At 62.8% G+C, this 21,882-nt stretch carries 19 protein-coding genes and 1 pseudogene; 6 read left to right on the plus strand and 14 right to left on the minus strand.

All coding sequences use genetic code 11. The features are described from left to right. Nucleotides 1–180 precede the first annotated feature (180 nt). Both PW947_RS05535 and PW947_RS05540 read left to right on the plus strand, forming a co-directional pair. Nucleotides 181–954, plus strand: a pseudogene (locus PW947_RS05535) (MHYT domain-containing protein); the annotation flags it as partial. A 314-nt stretch (nt 955–1,268) separates the two neighbouring features. Next, on the plus strand, nt 1,269–1,988 hold the full coding sequence (locus PW947_RS05540) for an ABC transporter substrate-binding protein (RefSeq protein ID WP_299630593.1): 720 nt from the start codon (nt 1,269–1,271) through the stop codon (nt 1,986–1,988). Nucleotides 1,989–2,118: 130 nt separating this feature from the next. Here PW947_RS05540 and PW947_RS05545 read toward each other — a convergent pair whose 3' ends face one another. From PW947_RS05545 to PW947_RS05570, 6 genes are all read right to left on the minus strand, one after another. Then, nucleotides 2,119–3,321: a porin gene (locus PW947_RS05545; RefSeq protein WP_299630065.1), complete on the minus strand. Its 1,203-nt coding sequence runs from the start codon at nt 3,319–3,321 to the stop codon at nt 2,119–2,121. Between the two features lie 73 nt (nt 3,322–3,394). Then, entirely contained in the window at nt 3,395–4,747 is a 1,353-nt protein-coding gene (locus PW947_RS05550) for a TRAP transporter large permease (RefSeq protein ID WP_299630066.1), read from the minus strand. A gap of 7 nt (nt 4,748–4,754) precedes the next feature. After that, nucleotides 4,755–5,234, minus strand: coding sequence for a TRAP transporter small permease (locus PW947_RS05555; protein ID WP_299630067.1), 480 nt, complete (start codon nt 5,232–5,234; stop codon nt 4,755–4,757). A 136-nt stretch (nt 5,235–5,370) separates the two neighbouring features. After that, nucleotides 5,371–6,363: a TRAP transporter substrate-binding protein gene (locus PW947_RS05560; protein ID WP_299630068.1), complete on the minus strand. Its 993-nt coding sequence runs from the start codon at nt 6,361–6,363 to the stop codon at nt 5,371–5,373. Between the two features lie 525 nt (nt 6,364–6,888). Beyond that, the gene (locus PW947_RS05565; RefSeq protein ID WP_299630069.1) at nt 6,889–7,836 is read right to left on the minus strand and encodes an SMP-30/gluconolactonase/LRE family protein; all 948 of its coding nucleotides are present in this window, start codon (nt 7,834–7,836) and stop codon (nt 6,889–6,891) included. Next, nucleotides 7,833–8,675 (minus strand): NAD(P)-dependent oxidoreductase, encoded by an 843-nt coding sequence (locus tag PW947_RS05570; protein WP_299630070.1) that lies wholly within the window; start codon nt 8,673–8,675, stop codon nt 7,833–7,835. Before PW947_RS05570 ends, PW947_RS05565 begins: the two co-directional genes overlap by 4 nt. Nucleotides 8,676–8,927: 252 nt before the next feature. On the opposite strand from PW947_RS05570, the gene kdgD reads away from it, so the two are divergent. Both kdgD and PW947_RS05580 read left to right on the plus strand, forming a co-directional pair. Next, nucleotides 8,928–9,845, plus strand: coding sequence for a 5-dehydro-4-deoxyglucarate dehydratase (kdgD, locus tag PW947_RS05575; protein ID WP_299630071.1), 918 nt, complete (start codon nt 8,928–8,930; stop codon nt 9,843–9,845). Nucleotides 9,846–10,089: 244 nt separating this feature from the next. After that, nucleotides 10,090–10,503, plus strand: a complete 414-nt coding sequence (locus PW947_RS05580; RefSeq protein WP_299630072.1) for a DoxX family protein — start codon at nt 10,090–10,092, stop codon at nt 10,501–10,503. A 90-nt stretch (nt 10,504–10,593) separates the two neighbouring features. Here PW947_RS05580 and PW947_RS05585 read toward each other — a convergent pair whose 3' ends face one another. From PW947_RS05585 to PW947_RS05605, 5 genes are all read right to left on the minus strand, one after another. Further along, nucleotides 10,594–11,961, minus strand: a complete 1,368-nt coding sequence (locus PW947_RS05585) for a sensor histidine kinase (RefSeq protein WP_366146093.1) — start codon at nt 11,959–11,961, stop codon at nt 10,594–10,596. Then, complete coding sequence (locus PW947_RS05590; protein WP_299630073.1) at nt 11,951–12,628, minus strand: response regulator transcription factor; 678 nt, start codon at nt 12,626–12,628, stop codon at nt 11,951–11,953. Before PW947_RS05590 ends, PW947_RS05585 begins: the two co-directional genes overlap by 11 nt. Before the next feature lie 41 nt (nt 12,629–12,669). Continuing rightward, nucleotides 12,670–13,992, minus strand: a complete 1,323-nt coding sequence (locus PW947_RS05595; protein ID WP_299630074.1) for an MFS transporter — start codon at nt 13,990–13,992, stop codon at nt 12,670–12,672. A gap of 127 nt (nt 13,993–14,119) precedes the next feature. Continuing rightward, a complete protein-coding gene (locus PW947_RS05600; protein ID WP_299630075.1) occupies nt 14,120–15,109 on the minus strand; it encodes a quinone oxidoreductase in 990 nt (329 codons plus the stop codon). A 41-nt stretch (nt 15,110–15,150) separates the two neighbouring features. Next, nucleotides 15,151–16,176 (minus strand): ABC transporter substrate-binding protein, encoded by a 1,026-nt coding sequence (locus PW947_RS05605; protein WP_299630076.1) that lies wholly within the window; start codon nt 16,174–16,176, stop codon nt 15,151–15,153. Between the two features lie 220 nt (nt 16,177–16,396). On the opposite strand from PW947_RS05605, the gene PW947_RS05610 reads away from it, so the two are divergent. Both PW947_RS05610 and PW947_RS05615 read left to right on the plus strand, forming a co-directional pair. Continuing rightward, the gene (locus PW947_RS05610; protein ID WP_299630077.1) at nt 16,397–16,729 is read left to right on the plus strand and encodes a DUF2322 family protein; all 333 of its coding nucleotides are present in this window, start codon (nt 16,397–16,399) and stop codon (nt 16,727–16,729) included. A gap of 136 nt (nt 16,730–16,865) precedes the next feature. After that, nucleotides 16,866–18,416: a methyl-accepting chemotaxis protein gene (locus PW947_RS05615; RefSeq protein WP_299630078.1), complete on the plus strand. Its 1,551-nt coding sequence runs from the start codon at nt 16,866–16,868 to the stop codon at nt 18,414–18,416. A gap of 104 nt (nt 18,417–18,520) precedes the next feature. Here PW947_RS05615 and PW947_RS05620 read toward each other — a convergent pair whose 3' ends face one another. The 3 genes from PW947_RS05620 to PW947_RS05630 form a co-directional block, all read right to left on the minus strand. Then, nucleotides 18,521–19,711: a sugar transporter gene (locus PW947_RS05620; RefSeq protein ID WP_299630595.1), complete on the minus strand. Its 1,191-nt coding sequence runs from the start codon at nt 19,709–19,711 to the stop codon at nt 18,521–18,523. 233 nt (nt 19,712–19,944) lie between these two features. After that, nucleotides 19,945–20,823 (minus strand): NAD(P)-dependent oxidoreductase, encoded by an 879-nt coding sequence (locus PW947_RS05625; protein ID WP_299630079.1) that lies wholly within the window; start codon nt 20,821–20,823, stop codon nt 19,945–19,947. Between the two features lie 31 nt (nt 20,824–20,854). Next, complete coding sequence (locus PW947_RS05630) at nt 20,855–21,874, minus strand: alpha/beta hydrolase (protein WP_299630080.1); 1,020 nt, start codon at nt 21,872–21,874, stop codon at nt 20,855–20,857. Between the last annotated feature and the right edge of the window lie 8 nt (nt 21,875–21,882).

Genomic DNA, 21,882 nt, shown 5'->3' on the forward strand with positions numbered 1-21,882 from the left:
TCGCATTGAATCCAGATGACCGGAATTCGCCGAATAACCGGTTAATTCAACGACAACATAAAAACCCGAAATCAATCGATAACCGCACAGGCCAATGCGAATAGTGTGTCACTTCGCTACCGGAAAACCGCGCGAAGCTGCCAATAACCATTAATCGAGCTTTTGTGAAAGCCACGGACCATGCAAAGCCACTACAACCTCGGCTTCGTCGCCTTTTCGCTGATCGTCGCGACGCTTGCTTCCTACACCGCACTCGATCTCGCTGACCGGCTCTCGCTGCTCGCCTATGCGCGCTCGCGACAGATCTGGCTCGCGGGCGGCGCACTGGCGATGGGCTTCGGTATCTGGTCGATGCACTTTATCGGCATGCTTTCGTTTTCGATGAGCATCCCGGTCGGCTACGACTTCGCGATCACCTGTTACTCGCTCGCGATCGCCATTCTGGTCTCGTGGTTCGCGCTGCAGATCGTCACGCGCGAGCGGCTGAAACTGTCGCATCTGGTCGCGGGCGGCGTGCTGATGGGTCTGGGTATCGCCGGCATGCATTACGTCGGCATGGCCGCGCTGCTGATGAACCCGGCGATCCACTACGATCCGACGCTGTTCGCGCTGTCCATCGTGATTGCCATCGCCGCATCGACAGCGGCGTTGTGGCTCGCGCACACGCTGCGCGGCACGGATCAGCAGCACCTGATGCCGAAGCGGATCGGCGCGGCATGCGTGATGGGAATCGCGATCGCGGGCATGCACTACACCGGCATGGCAGCGGCGGACTTCGCGCCCGGTTCGATATGCGGCGCGGCCAGCGCCGTGAAACCGCAATGGCTCGCGGCGGCCGTGATTCCGTTCGCGCTCGCGATTCTGATCGTCACCTTGCTGCTGTCGCGACTCGATGCGCGCGCCGCGTTTCTGGCGACGTCGGTGGCGCGCCTCAACGATCAGATCGACCGGATGCGCGACTCGACGCATTGATCCGTGCCGCCCGGTCGCCCGGCCGGGCCGTGTCCGTAATCGAGTTCTGCGACGCGTTCTGCAACGCGTCGTGCCGATGCGTTAAAGTCGTCGCGAATGCGGTGCCATCTGCGGCGCCGCGCCAAAGCCGACCGGCAAAAAACATCACGGACCACGGGCACCATACAATGACCAAGCTTTCGACGGCGAAAGGCCGGATCGCATTTTTCGCGGCATGGTCGATGTTGTTAGCAGGCAGTCAGACACCCGCACTCGCACAGACCACGAACCCGCCGGCCGCGCACGCCAGCGCATCGATGGCGTCGGTATTCGCGCCGAGCGGCACACTGCGCGCGTCGATCAATCTCGGCAATCCGGTGCTCGCGACACTCGATCCGCAGACCGGCAAACCAGTCGGCGTATCCGTCGATCTCGCCACCGAATTCGCCAGGCGGCTCGGCGTGCCGCTGCAACTGGTCGCGGTGAAATCGGCGGGGGCGTCGGTTGAAAACGTGAGTCAGGACAAGGCCGATATCGGCTTCTTCGCGGTCGATCCGAAGCGCGGCCAGGACATCGGCTTCACGCAACCGTATGTGCTGATCGAAGGGTTCTATCTGGTTCACGACGACTCGCGGATCAAGACCAACGCGCAGGTCGATCAACCCGGCGTCACGGTGGCGGTCGGCAAAGGCAGTGCGTACGATCTGTTCCTCACGCGCGAACTGCATCGCGCCACCATCGTGCGGATTCCAACTTCCCCCGCCGTGGTTCAGGGCTTTCTCGACCAGCATCTGAGCGTCGCCGCGGGCGTCAGGCAGCAGCTCGAACAGGACGCATCGAAAGCCGGCGGCTTGCGCTTGCTCGATCAGCGCTTCATGGTGATTCGCCAGGCGATGGGCGTGCCGAAAGCAAAGGGCGACGACGCGGCGGCCTATCTGTCGGCGTTCGTCGAAGAAATGAAAAGCTCGGGATTTGTCGAAGCGTCGCTGGCGCGCCATCACATCGCGGGCGCAGCGGTTGCAAAGCCAGGCGACTGACTGGATCAGGCCGTTGTCGCAATGTCGATGCAGCGAACCGCCGGACGGCGGCGCTGCGGAGAAAACCAGCTAGCCAGACTGCCGTGGCAGCGTCGGCAGACTCGCCCGACGCCGCCACGGCATGCCACGATCAGAACTTGTGGATGATGCCGACGCCTGCAGCAAACTGGCTGCGCGACGACGACGGTGCACTGTTCTGGCCGTCGCCGATGTCGGCGGTTGCGCTGATGATGTTACCCGCGCCGTTCGTACCCAACGTCTGACCGCCCGCACGTTGATACGCCTCGAGCGCGTACAGGCCGGTGCGCTTGGAGAGGCTGTAGTACTGCGACAGGTTGAACTGCTGGTAGCGCGCCGAACTCGTGATGCCGTTCGATTGCGTTGCGCGCGTGTAGCTGTAACCCGCGGCCAGATCCAGCGCCGTCAACGGCTTGAAGTGCAGCACAGCGCCACCGGTGTTGAAGATAGCCGTGTTGCGGAACTTCGAGTTGATGCCCGGGATGTACTGCACGTTCGAATACGAGAACGACACGTCCCACTGCGAGTTGAACGCGTAGCCGCCCGTCACCGCCACGCGCTGTTGCGCCTGCGCCGTCGAGTAGCCGTTGTTGATGCCCGACACGCCCGCTTCGGCACCTGCGTTCGACGTGGTCGAATCCGCACCCCACGCGCCGCCGCCCGACGTCGAGTTGTTGATGCGCTGGAAGCCGGCTGCGATGCCGACCGGACCGTTCAGGTACTGGATCCCCGCGCTCCACGTCGAGCCTGCGTTCAGACGACCGGCCACACCGCCCAGCGAGTACGAACCGCTGACCGTCAGACCGTGCATGCTCGGCGACGTGTACACCAGCGAGTTGTTCGCGCGGTACAGCGTATCGAGCGAATCGATATCGCCCGGGTGCGCGCCGTATGCGCCCGTCAGCCACGTGGTTGGGCTATACGGTGCGAGCATCGTGTAATACGACGTGTACTGACGGCCGGCCGTGAACGTACCGTAGTTCGCGTTGGCGATACCGACATAAGCCTGGCGGTTGAACGCGAGACCTGACACCGATTGCGCACCCGTCGCGCTGTTGAAACCTTCTTCGAGCTGGAAGATCGTCCGCGTGCCGCCGCCGAGATCTTCGCTGCCCTTCAGGCCGAAGCGGCTACCGGCCCAGATGCCGTTGACCATCTTCACGACCGAACGGCCACCGGCTGTCGCGCCGAGCGACGCCTGGCTGCTTTGATAGCCGATCCCTGTATCCACGATCCCGTACAGCGTCACGCTGCTCTGCGCATGCGCGCCGAGGGCGACCAGCCCAAGGGCCGAGGTTACTAGTGCCTTTTTCATTTCTGCTCCTCTGTGAAAAATTATTCTTGCTCTGGTTCGGCGCGGCATCGAAGCCGCGTCCGGGTTCGCGGGGTCAATAAACAGGGTGGCCGTTGATGATGCTCGGCAGCCACGTCGAGAACATCGGTACGTACGTAACGATATTGATTGCACTGAAAATCGCGAGGTAATACGGCCACGCGACTTTCGTCGTCTCGCCGATCGACACATTGCCGATCGCACAACCGATGAACTGCACCGAGCCGATCGGCGGGTGAACGAGACCGAGCGCGCAATTCAGCAGGATCATGATGCCGAACTGCACCGGGCCCACGCCGCTATGCATCGCCATCGGCAGGAACAGCGGCGTCGTGATCAGGATGTGCGCCGCCATATCGACGAAGGTGCCGAGGAAAATCTGGATCAGGTTGATGTACAGCAGCATTAGCCACGGAATCGAAGTCGCGCCGTCGAGCAAACGTTCGATTGCATCCGGAATCTCCAGATACGCCATCTGGTAACGCAGCATGTTCGACACGCCGATCAGCAGCAGCACCACGCCGGTGGTTTTCGCGGCCCGCGACAGCGCGACGAACAGCTTCTTCGCGGTCATGGTCCGGTACACGACGATGGTCAGCACCAGCGAATAGATCACCGCGATCGCGGCTGCTTCGGTAGCCGTCGCAATGCCTTTGGCCACACACACCAGAATGATCGCGATCACCATCAGGCCAGGCAGCGCGCCGAGGAACGTGCGGCCCACCGCGAACCAGCCGGGGAAGCGTTGCACCGCCGTCGAGCCGTCGGGGCGACGCGGATAGCCGTAGCGCACCGCTTGCCAGTACGCGGCGATCAGCACGAAGCCCATCACCCACAGCACCGGCAGCAAGCCCGAGAACAGCAGGTCGCCGATCGACACGCCGCTCAGTTGATGACCGTTCAGCGTTCCCGTGATGCCCTGCGCGGCGAACGCGTAGATGATCATGTTGGTCGACGTCGGCATCAGCGCGCCGGCCAGCGACGAGTGCGTCGTCACGTTGACCGCGTAGGCCGCGCTATACCCTTCGCGCTTCATCAACGGAATCACCACGCCGCCCATCGCCGACGTATCGGCGGTCGGCGAACCGGACACGCCGCCGAACAGCGTGCACGCGACCACGTTGGCCATCCCGAGGCCACCGCGAAAGTGACCGACGGTTGCTTGCGCGAAGCGCAGGATGCGATCGGCGATACCGCCGTGCAGCATCAGTTCGCCGGAGAAGATGAAGAACGGCACCGCGAGAAACGAGAATGCGTTCATCCCCGAAATCATCGACTGCATCGCGGTTGCCGCAGGCAGGCCTTCGTACAGGTACGTCATGACGCACGAGAGGCCCAACGCAAACGAAACAGGAACCCCGAGAACGAGGAAGACGAGGAAGCTAACAGCGAGAATGGCAAGTTCCATGATTGCTCTATTTGTGTTTCGGTGCGAAAAGGTTCAGCAGATGTTCGAGCGAGAACAGGATGATGCAAACCCCGGCGATCAGCGGAATGCAGTAACGCAGCGCTTCGGGCAAACCGAGAATGGGAATCTTGTCTTCCATCGTGGTCTCGGCCATTTGCAGGCAGCCGAACAGCATCGCCACCGCGAATGCGATCAGGCACAGATGCTGGAACGCTTCGACGACGACCCGGCCTTTGGGCGGCAGACTCTTGACCAGCGAATCGAGTCCGATATGACCGCTCTCGCGCACTTTCAACGCTGCGCCGAACATCGCGATCACGATCACCAGCAGCAAGGCGATGGGCTCGACGTAGTCGGGTGCGTCGCTGAATACGTAGCGCATCACGACGCTGTAAAACACCATCAGACTGAGTCCGGCAAGACTCAGCGACGCCACGATCATCAGCAGGCGAAACAGAAAATCATTGGGACGTTTGATGAATCGCATTGACCCCATCCTTGCGTAAGACGGACTTTTTTATATTCAGGATTCTTTTTGCGCAACCGCCCGGAGGCGGCCGCGCACGCGGAAAGCCAGGCAAATTGCTCTGCCTGGCGTGTCGCTGCTAGTGCGTTGCTTCTGCTTACTTGACGGCCTGGATTTCGTCGACCAGCTGCTTCATTTGCGGCGTCTTTTCGTACTTGGTCCACACCGGCTGCATGGCCTTCACGAATGCCGCACGATCGACCTGCGACGACGCGAGGATGGTCGCGCCGCCCTTCGTGACCGTCTTGGCCGCGTCGGCTTCACGCGCGGTCCACAGCTTCTGGTAGTAAGGCACGGAGTCGGCGGCGGCCTTCTTGATGATGTCCTGCTCTTGCGGCGTCAGCGTGTCCCAAACCTTCTTCGAGAACACCAGCACTTCCGGCGTCATCGAATGCTGCGTTTCGGAGTAGACCTGCGCGACTTCGAAGTGCTTGGTTTCTTCGTAAGACGGCAGGTTGTTTTCAGCAGCGTCCACCAGACCCGTTTTCAGGCCCGTATAGACTTCGGCGAACGGCATCGGCGTAGGCGTGCCGCCCATTGCCTTGATCTCGTCGACCATCAGGTCGGACGGTTGCACGCGCACCTTCAGGCCTTTCATGTCAGCCGGCGAATGGATCGCCTTCTTCGTGTAGATGGAACGCGCGCCGCTCTCGTAGAACGTCAGCGCGATCATGCCCTTGGCCTTGAACGCGTCGAGAATCTTCTGGCCTTCCGGGCCGTACATCACCTTGCGGAAATGATCGATGTCACGGAACAGGAACGGCAGCGACGGGATCATCGATTCCGGCACGATTTCGTTGAACGCCGCGCCGTTTGCGCGCGTCATGTCGAGTGCGCCGATGCGAACCTGGTCGATCGTGTCGTTTTCCGAACCCAGTGCGCTATTGCCGAACACCTTCACCGAATCCTTGCCGCCGGTTGCCTTGTTGATCTCCTCACCCATGTACTTCACGGCCATATTGGTCGGATAGGTGTCGCTGTGCACGTCGGCGACGCGGAACGTGCGTGCGTGCGCTGCGCCGGTGCTGAATGCCAGTGCAGCGGCCGCGACGAACATCGAAACATGGGAAGAAGCGAACTTCGTTTTCATCGTGACATTCCTTGAAAGATGGATCACCCGGCGATCCGGATGCTTCGGCTTAGTTTTAATGCGTCACTGAGGCTTGAGAGGGATCACTTGCCGCCGGTTCTACGTCCCCCGAACAGTTGGCAATCCTCTCCGACAACCCGACTCGTCCAGCCTTGGCCTGGCTGACATGCATCGCCGCGTGCGTGCGGAATGCATGAACGATGACGCTGTCTCCATCGCGTATCGTTAAACTCGTCTGTTGTACGACAACGTATGAAAGTTTATAAAACGAGGTCTAAGTTGTACAGCCGGTATTTACCCGCACGCCAACTGTAAGGCGTCATAGATACCGATTGAAATACTGGGAAAATCAGCGTCGAGAAAGGCTTCACGCGCGATAAACGGCGTGGCCATACTGGCTCCATCACGCTGGATCAGCGCGGAAGGCCAACGTAGTGCCAGCGCGTTGTTGTACGACGAGTGATGAATTAATCAGGTAAACGGAGATAACGACCGGACGCCAGCGCCCGGTCGTTTGCGACGCGGCTACGCGTGAAGCGTGCCGGCGTATTCCGGTTCGGGCAGCCCGGTGACGCCCGGGCGCAACGCGAACAGATGACCGTCGTGTTCGGTCGCGCCTTCGCCCGGACGGATCGACGTAACGAACAGCGTGTCGAGATCGCGGCCGCCGAATGCACACATCGCCGGTTTGATCGCCGGCACGTCGATGCGGCGGTCGAGCTTGCCTTCCGGTGTGAAGCGCAGCAGCGCGCCGGCATCGTTCGCGCAGATCCAGTAGCAGCCATCGGCATCGACTGCCGCGCCGTCGGGGCGGCCCACATAGTGATGCAGATCCGCGAATACGCGACGGTTGCGCGGCTCGCCCGATGCGACGTCGTAATCGAACGCCCAGATCAGGCGACGCGTCGGATGGGAATCGGACAGATACATCGTCGTGCCGTCCGGCGACCATGCCAGCCCGTTCTGCACGATCAGCGCATCGATCACCGGCGCGGACAGCACGCCGTCCGTGTCGTAGCGATACAACGCGCCTGCAGGATCGGCGAGCGACATATCCTGAACCATCGTGCCGGACCAGAAGCGGCCCTGGCGATCGCACCGGCCGTCATTGAACCGCATGTTCGACGATGCGAAACCCGGCGCGGCCAGCTTGCGGCCCGTGACGCTCATGGCTTCGGCAGCGCCCGCGCCGCCCGGCTGAGCTTCCGGCAACGTCACCGCAAACAGGCCGCTTTCGCAACCGGCCAGCACCGTGCCGCGCGCATCGAATGCGATGCATGCGACTTTCTCCGGCAACTGCCAGTCGGTGCGCTCGCCCGTGTCGGCACGCACGCGCACGATCTTCTGCGCCGGAATGTCGACCCAGTAGAGCGCCTGTTCGGCCGCGCGCCATACCGGGGACTCGCCGACCGTCGCGGGCGTCGTCCCGGCAGCCTCGACGCGCTCCACGCGCGGATTCGACGCGGCGCTCAACGCTTCGGCTCCATCGGGCCGGCGAGCACGAACGGGCCGCCCTGATAGCGTTGGGTCGGATCGTCGAGTTCGGCGGTCGGTGCGCCGACCGGGAACAGATGTTCGAATTCGATCGAACTGTCTTGCGGCCGGAAACCGAGGAACGCCGCCTTGGTGTTGTCGACCCACTTGACGCGGTTATCCGACACGCCGTACGCGACCGCGTGCCCGACCCGATTCGTGAACAGCGAGCAGCGCACCAGTTCGATGAAGTCGCGATAGCTCAGATACGTGACGAGCATGCGCGGATTTTTCGGTTGCTCGAACGACGAACCGATCCGCAGACATACCGTCTCCAGACCGAAGCGGTCGAAGTAATAGCGCGACAGCGATTCGCCGAAGCACTTCGTCACGCCATACAGGCTGTCCGGACGCAGCGGCGCGTCCACATCCACCACCGACGTCACCGGATGAAAGCCGACCGCGTGATTCGAGCTCGCGTACACGATCCGCTTGACGCCCTGCTTTTGCGCCGCCGAATACAGGTTGTACAAGCCGCGAATATTCGCTTCGAGCAGATCTGCGAACGGCGCCTCGACGGAAATGCCGCCGAGATGCACGACCGCATCGACGCCTTCGAGCAGCGCGAGAACCGCGGCTTCGTCCGCGAGATCGACGCACGATGCCTCTTCATGCGCGGCGACATCGCCCAGCGGCGCGATATCCGTCACGCGGACGACGTCGGCCCACGCGGCCAGTACGCCGCGCAATTGCCGCCCCAGATTGCCGGCCGCGCCCGTCAGCAGCAGGCGGCGAAACGGTTTCTGGGACTGCGGGCGGTCAAGGTTCGAATCAGTCATAAGCTTTGTGTGTGGTGTGTAGACAGTTGACGCTGCGCGCGTGACGCGGTGATTGCGATCGACGCAAAAACGCTTATCTCATTGCATCAATTCATACGTCATCCTACAACATTGATGCAGTGCAACGACTTCGGTATTTACCCTAGAAACGCCACAAGTGCTTAAAACTGCGTTGATAGCACCCAAACACTGTTATACGATGACGTATAAGCAATCACCGAAAACGAACACGTTGCACTGGACTATCCCAACATGACGACACCGCAAGAACTCAAGCAGATCGTTTCCGAAGGCCTGCTGTCTTTCCCCGTGACCGACTTCGATGCGAAGGGCGACTTCCGCGCCGATACGTATGCGCAGCGCCTCGAATGGCTCGCGCCGTACGGCGCGTCGGCGCTGTTCGTGGCAGGCGGCACGGGCGAATTCTTCTCGCTCACGCATAGCGACTACACCAACGTCGTGCGCACCGCGACCGAAGTCTGCAAGGGCAAGGTGCCGATCCTCGCCGGTGCCGGCGGCCCGACGCGCGTGGCGATTGCCTATGCGCAGGAAGCCGAGCGCAACGGCGCAAACGGCATCCTGCTGATGCCGCATTACCTGACCGAAGCCTCGCAGGACGGGATCGCGCTGCACGCAGAAGAAGTCTGCAAGTCGGTGCCGAACATGGGCGTGATCATCTATAACCGCGCCAATTCGAAGCTGAACGCCGACATGCTCGAGCGTCTGGCGGACCGTTGCCCGAACCTGATCGGCTTCAAGGACGGCGTGGGCGAGATCGAAAACATGGTGACGATCCGTCGTCGTCTGGGCGACCGCTTCTCGTATCTCGGCGGCCTGCCGACCGCGGAAGTCTACGCAGCGGCGTACAAGGCGCTGGGCGTGCCGGTGTATTCGTCGGCGGTGTTCAACTTCATCCCGAAGACCGCGATGGACTTCTACCGCGCGATCGCGGCGGACGATCACGCGACCGTCGGCAAGCTGATCGACGAGTTCTTCCTGCCGTACCTGGCGATCCGCAACCGCCGTGCAGGCTACGCGGTCAGCATCGTGAAGGCCGGCGCGAAGCTGGTCGGTCACGACGCAGGTCCGGTGCGCGCACCGCTGACCGACCTGACCGACGACGAAATGAGCCAGCTCGACGTGCTGATCAAGAAGCTCGGCGCGCAGTAAGCGACATCGGCCGCGCCGCTCGACGCGGCGCAGCACCCGAAACGCCCGCGACGGACACGTCGCGGGCGTTTTTGCTATGGGCTTAATTGTCCACCAAACGGGGACAGTCTTTCCATTTTTTAGTATATTACAGCCTCTCTGATTGACGTACACTGGTGTTCATGGATGGCGAACGCACGGCAACCCAGCCAGCGCGACGCAACCGATCCAGCAATAACCTTTAAATCAGAGAGTCAAAAACATCATGCGCTACACACTGTTCGAAAACCGCAAAGACCAACTCGTTCTGGTTGCCCGACTGCTGCTCGTCGTGTTGTTCGTGATCTTCGGCTGGTCGAAGCTGACGGGATTTTCCGGCACGGTCGCGTACATGGCATCGACCGGCGCGCCGGTTCCGACGCTCTCCGCGATCATTGCCGTGGTGATGGAATTCGCGGTCGGCATCGCGATCGGCGTGGGTTTCTATACGCGTCCGCTGGCGCTGCTGCTGGCCTTGTACACGCTCGGCACCGCCATCATCGGTCACCACTACTGGAACATGACCGGCATGGAGCAATACGCCAACATGATCAACTTCTACAAGAACGTCAGCATCATGGGCGGTCTGCTGTTGCTGGTGGTAACGGGTCCCGGCAAGTATTCGATCGATAAGCGTTAAGCGCATCACAACCCAACGCGACGCAAAAACGGCCGTCTCTTCACAGAGACGGCCGTTTTTTTATTCACGCGCGGATTCGACGCGCGCCGCTCATCCACCGCGTTCCGGCGCGAAGCGCACCGACACCGCCAGTCCGCTCGCGCCGTCGAGATTGCGAACCTGGATTTCCGCACGATGCGCGCGCGCGATTTCGCGGACGATCGCCAGCCCCAGTCCGCTGCCCTCGCCGTCCGCCGCGCGGAAAAACGGTTCGAACACGCGCTCGCGCAACGACGCGTCGATGCCCGGCCCGTCGTCGGTGACGCTCAGCGTGACGCCCGACGGTTCGCCCGCGATCGACACCACCACATGCCCTTCCGCCTTCGTATAGCGGATCGCGTTGTCGACGAGATTGAACAGCAGCACCGACAGCAATTGCGCGCTGCCCATCACGACGCTGTTCGCGTCGAATTGCGCGGCGAGTTCGATCTGCCGTCGCTGCGCGAGCATCGCAAGCTGCTCGATCACATCGGTGGCGACGTCGCGCAGATCGACCGGGCGATTCTCGAAGTGCGCGTAGTCGGCGGCTTCGGCCTGCGCGAGCAGCAGCAACTGATTCGTCAGCGACACCAGCGAACGGTTGCTGCGTTGCATCGCCAGCAAGGTTTCCTTGATGCTCGCGACGTCCTGCTGACGCCGCGCATATTGCAACTGCGTGCCGAGCAACGTCAGCGGCGTGCGCAACTGATGCGCGGCATCGGAGATAAAGCGGCGCTGCGTCGCGGTTTGCCGCGCGATCACGTCGAGACTCTTGTTGAACGCATCGACGATCGGCCGTAGCTCGTTGCGCAACGGTTCCGCGTGCAGGCGCACCGACGCGTCGGGCGGACTTTCGACCATGCCCTTCGCGACCCGCATCAACGGATGCAATTCGAACGTCAACCCGACACACACGACGATCGCCGAAATGCAGACGATGCTCGCGAATACCAGCATTTGCGGCCACCACAACTGCGCGGCCATCGCGTCGCGCTCGCGCGTCGTGCGCCCTACCGACACGATCACGCGTCGCGATGCGCCCGCATCGTACAACTGCCGGACCACCGACACCGCACGAATCGCGCGGCCATCGACATGCGTGTCGTACCACTCGGGCGACGTTTTCGGTTCGAGACGCGGAAAGTCGGACGTGCCCGCGATCATGTCGCCGCCCGCTTCGCGCACGCTGTAGAACACGAGATCGGCGTGTGGCGAACTGAGGATTTCGATGGCGCTTGGCGAGACGTCGGCGTACAGATGCCCGTCCTGCCAGCCCACGTCGCCCGCCATGACCCGCGCGGACGACAGTAACGCGCCGTCCTGCAACAGATCGGCGGTGTGCAGCGCGTTGCTGCGTGTGATGAAACCCGCGGCGATCACGAACACCGTGGTCGGCAACAGCAGCCATAGCAGCAGACGCAGCCGCAGGCTATTCATCATCGTCGCCGTCTTCGATCAGATAGCCGAGCCCTCGCAGCGTAATGATCGTCGCCGTGCTCTTTTCGAGCTTCTTGCGCAGACGCGACACGTAGATTTCGATCGCGTCCTCGCTGGTCGCGGCGTTCGCGTTGCTCAACGAATCCGCGAGCATCGACTTCGACACGGTTTTGGTAGCGCGCAACATCAACGCTTCGAGCACCGCATGTTCGCGCGGCGTCAGCGTCAACGGTTCGGCGCCCACCGAAAACTGCCGGCGATCCATGTCGTACGTCAGATCGCCGCAACGCAGACGGTTCGAACGCGAAGGCGCTTGCCGGCGCGCCAGCACCTTGACGCGCGCGACCAGCTCGCGCGCGTCGAACGGCTTGACGACGTAGTCGTCGGCGCCCGCGCTCAGGCACACCACTTTTTCATCGACCGAACCGGTGGCGGTCAGAATCAGCACCGGCGTCGCGTCGCCGCGCTCGCGCATCCGGCGCAACACCTGTTTGCCGGACAGTTGCGGAATGTTGAGGTCGAGCAGCACGACGTCGTACGGCATCGTGCGTAACGCGCTTTCGGCGGCCGCGCCGTCGCACACCCGGTCGAGCGTGAAGCCGTCGTCTTCCAGGATGCGTCCCAGCCAGTGAGCCAGTTGATCGTTGTCCTCGACCAGCAGCAGCCTCATTGCAATCGTTCCTTGCGTTGCCGATGGACGCCGAAGCGTCGCTATGCGGTTTTGAAATGCGTGCGGGCGGCCTTCGACCGGTACAGCACGAGCGTCGATACGACGCCGCACAATGCCGCGAAGCTCATCCACATGCCCGGCGACGCCTTGTCGCCGGTTGCGTGGATCAGCCACGTCGAAATCGCGGGCGTGAAGCCGCCGAGCATCGAAGCAAGACTATATGCCATCGAGAAACCGGTGGTCCGCACATCGGCGGGCATCAGTTCCGTCAACGCGACGACCATCGCGCCGTTGTACCAGGCGTACAGCACCGACAGCCACAATTCGACGATCAGCAAACGCTCGAACGACGGCGCGGCGACCATCCATTGCAAGGCCGGATATGCAGTGAGGATTGCCAGCACGGTGAAGGTCAGCAATACCGGACGACGGCCGATCCGGTCGGACACGGCACCGGCGATCGGCAGCCAGACGAAGTTCGACAGACCGACGCACGCCGTCACGATCAACGCGTCGAGCGACGACAGTTTGAGCACGACCTTGCCGAACGTCGGCGTGTACGCGGTAATCAGATAGAACGACGCGGTCGTCATGATGACGAGACCCATGCCGGCCAGCACCAGACGCGCATTTTTCGCCATCGAACGCATGATCTCTGCCATGGCCGGATGATGCTTGCGCGCGACGAATTCGTCGGTTTCGCGCAGCGAACGGCGCACGTAGAACAGGAACGGCACGATCAGGCAACCGACGATAAACGGAATCCGCCAGCCCCACGCATTCATGTCGTGCGCGGGCACGACGCGGTTCAGGAACACGCCGATCGACGCGGCGAACACCACGGCGACCTGCTGGCTCGCCGACTGCCACGAGCAGTAGAAGCCGCGATTGCCCCTGGTCGCGATCTCGGACAGATACACCGACACGCCACCGAGTTCCACGCCCGCCGAGAAGCCTTGCAACAGCCGCCCGAACAGCACGATGGCGGGCGCCGCCAGTCCGATCGTCGCGTAGCCCGGCACCAGCGCCACGCATGCGGTGCCGATCGCCATCAGCGTCAACGACAGAATCAGCCCCTGGCGACGACCGTGCTGGTCGATATACGCGCCGAGCACCAGCGCGCCGACCGGCCGCATCAGAAAGCCCGCGCCGAACACCGACAGCGCAAGCATCAGCGACGCGAATTCGCTCGTCGACGGGAAGAACGTCGCCGCAATCGCCGCCGCGTAATAGCCGTAGACGGTGAAGTCGTACATCTCGAGAAAATTGCCGCTGACGACGCGGAACACGGAACGCGCGCGCGATTCCGGCGCATGTGCCGCAGCGCCGGAAGCCGGCAGGGTGCTGGACGACGAACCTGTCATGATGACCTCGAAAAACAGGCGCGAACGTATCCCCAACGGCCGGTCGGCCGCTGTACCAGGTTCGCGTGATTGAAAATGGAATGTCGCCGGGGCGACGTCTGCTAATGCGCTGACGACCGGTTGCGGATCACCCGATCATCAGCACGGATTTGCCGAGTTGCTGTCGCGACTCCAGCGCTTCGTGCGCAATTTCGACGTTGTCGAGCGTGAAGCGGCCGCTGATCTCGATCTTCAACGCGCCGTCGAGCAGCGCGGCGAAGATTTCGTCCGCGCGACGCTGCACGGTTGCGCCGTCGGCCAGATGATCCGCGAGACGGGGACGCGTCAGAAACAGCGATCCGGCTTCACCGAGTTCGTACGGATCGAGATCGTTCAGCGACCCCGCGACCGCGCCGTAATTGACCACCAGACCGCGCGTGCGCGTCGCGCGGAAACTGTCGCGCAGCGTGGTCCGGCCGACCGCATCGAACACCACATCGACACCGCGTCCGCCAGTTGCCTCGCACACGCGGTCGGCGAAGCGGCCTTCGTCGTAGAGCATCACGTGATCGGCGCCGTGCTGTCGCGCCACGGCGGCTTTCTCGTCGCTGCTGGTCGTCGCGAACACGGTCGCGCCGCGCCGCTTCGCCAGTTGCACCAGCAACTGTCCGATGCCGCCCGATGCCGCGTGAATCAGGCACGTGCTGCCGCGACCGACTTGCGCGACGTCTTCGAGCAGATAGTGCGCAGTCGATCCCTGGAAAATCGCCGCCGCGGCGAGATCGAAACCAATCGCATCGGGAATTCGCGCAACCCGCGACGCCGGCACGACCGCGTATTCGGCGTAGGCGCCCCACGAGATGCACCACGCCACCCGATCGCCAGACGTGAACGACGTCACGTCCGCGCCCGTTTCGACGACTTCGCCCGCGCCTTCCATACCGAGCGTGCACGGAATCCGCACCGGATACGTGCGCGACGCCTTGTATTTGCCCTGACGCGTATGGACGTCCATGAAGTTGATGCCCGCGCATTTCACGCGAATCAGCACCTCGTCCGGACCGGGCGACGGCACGTCGATCGACACGCGCTCCAGCACCTCCGGACCACCGTAGCTTTCAATGCGGATTGCTCTCATCTTTATCCTTCGGGATCGGTCTCGACGACCGGTCGTGGTTGTCATCGCGATGCGCTCGCCGGATCGACGAACGTATCCGTATAGGTTCGGGCGAGATCGACGTGCTGCGGATCGATCGCGCGGTTGGTCGCGGCGAGCACCGACAGCACGTTCGCCGGCGCGCCGTCGGGCATCTTGCCGTCGCGCGTGAAAGTGGGAATCGCCGCCGCCAGCGCACGCAGATAAACCGGCCGCGCGACGCCGATGTACTGCGGCGGCACCACCGCCGCAATCTGACCGGCGCTGTGCGTCGCAATGAAATTCAACGCTCGGACCAGCGCGCGCGACAGCCGTTGCGCGTCGTCGCGATGCGCGTCGAGCCACTTGACCTGCACGTACAGACACGCGCCCGCATACGGACCGCCGAGCGCGGCATCGCTATCGCGGACGTTGCGCATATCGACCAGCACATGCGCGCCGTGGTTCTGGATCAGTTCCGACGCCGTCGGCTCCTCGATCATGCCGGCATCGACCTTGCCGCTGCCGATCGCATCGACGAAGCCGTGCTCCGAGCCGAGCGCGACGACGCTATACGCGTTCGGCGGCACGCCCGCACGTTGCGCGAGATAGCGGGTCACGAAATACGTGGAAGCGCCGAAACCGGTCACACCCAGGCGACGGCCGCGCGCGTCGGCCATGCTCTGGAACGCGGGCGCGGTCTGATCCGGCCGGGACGCTTGCGCCGACGCCAGCACGACCAGTCCCGCCGCACGGGAAAACACCACGATGGATTGCACGTCCTGACCGCGCGTTTGCAGATCGATGGTGTGATCGTAAAAACCGACCGCGCCCTGGATCGCACCCGCGATCAGTTCGGTCGCGGTATCGACGCCGGCCGGTTGCGCGAGGATCTCGACATCGAGGTTTTCGTCGCGGAAGTAGCCGAGTTGCGCGGCCAGCACGACCGGCAGATAGACGATCTTCGACGGGCCGCCGGTCATCAGCGTGAGCTTTTCCGCGTGGCTGCACGGCGCCCACAGCGTCAGCGCGCAGGCCAGCAGGACGGGAAAGCGAAACCAGGCTGCCATGATGGCGTGTCTCCTTGCGACGTCCGCGTACGCGTCGACGTCACGCTCTTTCTGAATGTCTGAACGATTGAGGCGAGTATAAAGAGCGAAGCCCTTCTGCCTGCTTTCGGCGGGAACGGCTTTTGATGCAGGTTTACCACTATCGGCCGCGCGGGTTCGCGGGCCCGATCGGCTAAGATACGGGCCGCCAGTCATTTACCGAACCAACGGAGTATTTTCAGTGATTCAACCGACCACCGTATTCAAGGACAACCTCGCCCAACTGCCCGCCATCGACGGTATCGCGCGTATCGATCTGGTCGACGGCAGCGGCAACGTGGTGGCCAGCATCGAAAACCAGCCGGGCAAGCAAGGCTCGGTGGCGGTCTACCACTATCTGCAACAGGCATTCGGCACGCTCGACGCCAACGCGGCCGAACACGGCCTCGCGGTCTTCGCGGAGCACACCGCCGACGCCCGCAACCGTCCCGGCGCACACCCGAACGTCGATCGTCTGCTGGCGATCGTCGACGGCAGCGCCGCGCTGCGCATCGACGTCGTCAAGGCGGCGTAACGCATTTTCGACGCTGTGCGACCCGTGCCGCGTCATTGCGTCACACGGGTAAACGCTCACGCATGCCGTTAAAGCGACAGTCTGTTCGTCAGGCTGAACACCGCATCTATAACGCCATGCTTCGGAGCTAAAGCACATGAGTCTGTCTATCAAAGGTCGCGTCGGATTGACGTCGGGTCTGCTCGCAATCATGTTGATCGGGATCGGTGGTCTCGGTTTGTACGGAATGAGCGAGTCCAACGATGCGTTTCACATCACGTACGCGAACCAGATGCCGGCGACCCGCCATATCGGCGACGCGGCGCTGTTCGAAGCGCGCGAGATCATCGCGCTGAACAGCGGCGCGGACGCCGCCGCGAATCAGGTGGACGCGATCGTCGAGTCCGGTCTTGCGCTGCGCAAGCAGTCGGACGACGCGTGGCAGAAGTTCATGGCCATTCCGAAGTCCACGGAATCGAAAGCGCTTGCCGACGCCACCCAGGTCAAGCGTCTCGCGCTGCAAAATGCGCTGGATCGCGGCTATGCGGCCGTCCGTGCGCAAGACGCCTCAAAGAGCGCCGGCTCCATCAAGGAAGTGACCTCCGGCTTCAACGACCTGATCGCGTCCGACACCGACCTGACCACCTTCCTGTCGGGCAAGGCGACCAAAGGCTACGGCAGGGCCATCTCCACGTTCGAAACCGTGCGCACGCTGAGCGTGCTGGCGCTGCTGGCCGGCGTCGCGCTCGCGGTGTATGCGTGGATTTCGCTGGGCCGCGCGATCGGCCTGCCGCTGGAAGCGGCGCTTCGTCACTTCGATGCGATCGCCGGTGGCGATCTGCGCACGCGCGTCGAGGTCATCCGCGACGATGAAATGGGTCAGTTGATGCAGGGTCTCGCGCAAATGCAGGCGAGCCTGACGGGTACCGTCACCACCGTGCGTACCGGTTGCGAGTCGATTGCGATGGCCACGCAGCAGATTGCGGCGGGCAACGTCGATCTGTCGTCGCGCACCGAAGCGCAGGCATCCGCGATCCAGCAAACCGCCGCGAGCATGGAAGAGCTGACGGGCACGGTCAAACAGAACGCCGACAACGCGAAAGAAGCGAGCGCGCTCGCGAAGAAAGCATCGACGATTGCGAGCAAGGGCAATTCGGTCGTGTCGGAAGTGGTCGGCACGATGGGCGACATCAACCGCAGTTCGCTGAAGATCGCCGACATCATCTCGACGATCGAGGGCATCGCGTTCCAGACCAATATCCTCGCGCTGAATGCAGCGGTCGAAGCGGCACGCGCCGGCGAAGACGGACGCGGTTTCGCGGTGGTTGCGGGCGAAGTGCGCAGCCTGGCGCAACGTTCGTCGGCGGCGGCCAAGGAGATCAAGGCACTGATCGAGAACTCGGTCGAGCGCGTGCAGTCAGGTACGGCGCTGGTGGACGAAGCCGGTCGCACCATGAGCGAGATCATGTCGGCGGTGCAGCGCGTGACGGACATCATGGGCGAAATCGCGGCGGCGTCGTCGGAACAGAGCGGCGGTATCGATCAGGTCGCGCTGGCGGTGTCGCAAATGGACGAGACCACCCAGCAGAATGCGGCGCTGGTCGAGGAAGCGGCCGCTGCGGCGCAATCGCTGAAGGATCAGACGGGCACGCTGCGCGAGGCGGTCGCGATTTTCCAGACACATGGGATGGAGTTGCGTGCCGCTTGATTCTTTGGGGTGGTCGAGTGGCGCGTTGGTAGGTTGAGACAGAGGATTGCGCGGCGTGGGGTATGCGGTTAGGTCAATTATTTAGCGCTGAGCGTTTGGTGCAATCACTCCCGACGCTCACGCACGCGCCGCGCAATCACCAGCGAAACCCAGCAAAACACCGCACTGACCACCCCGACCACACCGCCAAAACTACCCACCCAAGGCAGCCCGAATTCGTGCGCGATGTAATTGCCAAGCAACGCGCCCGCACCGATGCCGACGTTATAGAGCCCCGAGAAAAGCGACACGGCAAGATCCGTCGCGTCGGGCGCGAGCTCCAGTACCTGCGCCTGCATCGCAAGCCCGAAGGAAATAATCAGTCCACCCCACAGCAGAACATGCACGGACAGTGTGCCGATCGTCAACGCGAACGGAAAAAGCAGGAGCAGGCACGCGGCCACCAGGGTCACGGCACCCAACACGAACTGACGCGGTTGCCTTGGGTATAGACGATGGAAGCAGATCGCAGCCGGTACGCCGGCCACACCGAACAGAACTAGCAGATACGTGATGCGGCCGTTGCTCGCATGATTCACGAGATGGACGAACGGTTCGAAGTACGTGTAGACGGAAAAATGAGCCGTCACCGTGAGCACCGTCACCGCGTAGAACACCATCAGCATCGGCGTTTTCAGCAATCCAGGCAGACTCCGCAATGAACCCGCGCGCATGCTCGGCAGTTCCGGAAGCGTCACCCACAACGCGGCCATCACCACTGCCGCCGCACATCCGATGATCTGAAACGTCGTGCGCCATCCCAACGCTTCGCCGATCACCCGGCCGATCGGGATGCCCGCCACCATCGCAATCGATGTTCCGATGGACAGGAAACCCAGCGCACGACTCTTGTCGTCGGCGGGAACGAGGCGCACCACCATCGACACGGAAATGGACCAGAAAACCGCGTGCGCAAACGCAATTCCGATCCGCCCGATCATCAGGATCGTGAAGTTGGGCGCGACACCCGTGACGATATGGCTGACGATGAAAAGCGCGAACACCTGCATCATCAGCTTGCGCCGCTCGACGTTGCGCACGAGCAGCGTCAGCGGCATCGAAGCGACAGCGACGGTCCACGCATAGATGGTCAGCATCAAACCGACGTCGGTCGGTTCCATGTCGAGACTGGTGCCGATGGACGTCAGCAGGCCGACCGGAACGAACTCCGTCGTATTGAATACGAATGCCGCAAACGTCAGTGCGAGTACGCCCCACCAGGGCCGCTTGAAATAGGCGAAATCGTGGGTCGCCATCATGTGCTCGAATGGCGCGCTGGCAGCACGGATGATGCGTGGGGACGTAACGCGTGATATCGCACCGCTGGTGCGTCAGATGGGACGTTCATGTGTCGTTCGATGAGATGTCGTGCAAGGCCGGCCGTCTGCCTGCGTGGCGTGTCCGGCTCGTTGCAAGCATACACATCTCGTGGCCCGGACGAATCTCAGCGACACATTTGCCGCGAACCGGGCCTCGAACGATCCACGTACTAAGACGAGCCGACCGCCGCTTGCGCGCCCATGCTCGGGTCGATCGTCAGCGCCGCCATTGCCGACCAGTCCCGATCGCCCATCCCCGCTGCGACGGTTGCCGCCATCCGGTCGTGTACGGCCGCGAGCATTGGCAGCAAACGGCCCGCCTGTTCGGATGCTTCGGACGCGAGCCGCAGATCCTTCAGGCCGAGTGACGCCTTGAAACCGGGCTCGTAGTGGCCGGCGGCGATATTCGCCGAGTAAACCTGATACGAGCGGCTGCCGAACAGCGTGTTCAGGATCAGATCGAAAAACTGCTCGCGCGGCAGTCCATTGGCTTCGGTCAGTACCACCGCTTCCGCCATCGCCTCGATCGCCATCGTGATCATCATGTTGCAGGCGATCTTCGCGGCATTCGCGGCCTGCGCATCGGCACCCATGTCCCAGACACGCTTGCCGATCACATCGAGCAGCGGCCGGACCTTCTCCACCACGTGCGGTGCGCCGCCTGCCAGCACGTTGAGTTCGCCTTTCGCGGCCACGTCGGGTCGGCCGAGCACGGGCGCGGACACGTAGTCGATTCCCGCTGCGTCGTGCGTCGCGGCGAGTTCGCGTGCGAAGGCCACGGATATCGTCGATGTGACGACATGCACGAGGCCGGGTCTCGCCTGCTTTAGCACGCCGGGTTCAAGCAGTGTCGAACGGATCACGCTGTCGTCCGGCAGCATCGTGAACACGACGTCGCTCTGGAATGCGTCGACGGGCGATGCCACCATCGTCACGCCGTCAACCGCTCCACCCGAACGGTTCCATGCGTTGACGCGATGTCCTGCCTGCGCGAGATTCGTCGCCATTGCCCGGCCCATTGCGCCGAGCCCGATTACGCCGATATCCATTGTTACCTCCTTCCCGAGTGTCGATTCAATGTCAGCGTGCGGCGCCGTCGCGCGGCAATTCCGTCTTCGACGTCAACCATGCGAGTACCGGTGCGAGTGCGTCGTCGGAGTTCTTTTCATAGATCAGGCCGTGCCCATTGCCACGCACGCCGTGATCCGCGAGATCCATCAATTCGGCCGATGCGCCGCACCCGTTGAGGAACGCGGCGGTCGGCGGACTGGCGGCAGCGAACGCCGATGCCTCGGCGGTCACGATCAGGATCGGCAAATCGGCGAGCGCGGGCAACGCGTACGAGCCGGGTTGCGCGAGCCGCACGGCGTCGGGATCGCGTGCCGGTGGTTCGAATCGCAACGGCGCGGCCGTCGGGCCCCATCGCATCGCCCCGATGTTCGGAATCTCGGCAAATGGCGGCCCCATCGGTTCGATCGCCGCGATTGCCTTGACGAGATCCGGCCGACGGTCGGCGACGAGCCAGCCGTCCGGTCCCGACGCGGAATGCGTGATGAGAATGGCCGGCCCGATGCGATCGAGCAGCGCCGCCGTGCGGTCCGCGTCCATGGTCTCGGATGCTTCGAGATCGGCGGGCAGCGGTCCGTAGCCGGCAATAAACGCATCCATTTCCGCTTCGTCATCCGATGCGAACGGCCATTGGGTATGACGTGGATCGTCGCCGGGGAAGTAAATCTGGCGTCCGCCTTCGTACGAGAACGGCGGTCCCATGCTGCCCAGGGTGTCGATGTGATACGGCGAGCGGCCATGTCCGGGCCGGTCGATCACGAGCACGGCATAGCCCGCTTCGACCAGCCGTTGCGCCCAGCCGGGTCGTCCGTCCGGCGTGTCGAACCACTCGGTGCCCTGGAAACCGCCGCCGTGCATCAGCACGACCGGCCATTCTCGCGTGATCTGTTCCGGCGCTTCCCATTCCACGTACATCGGTCCACGTTGATAAGTCTTGTCGCCGATCGCGACGCGCTCGCCCGGAATCCAGAAGTGACCGCGCCGGATCGTGCGCGACGGGGCCGTTGTCCACGGAGCAAAAGTTTGAGTCATCGGAATGT

The sequence above is a fragment of the Paraburkholderia sp. genome (genome assembly GCF_028283785.1).
Lineage (GTDB): Bacteria > Pseudomonadota > Gammaproteobacteria > Burkholderiales > Burkholderiaceae > Paraburkholderia.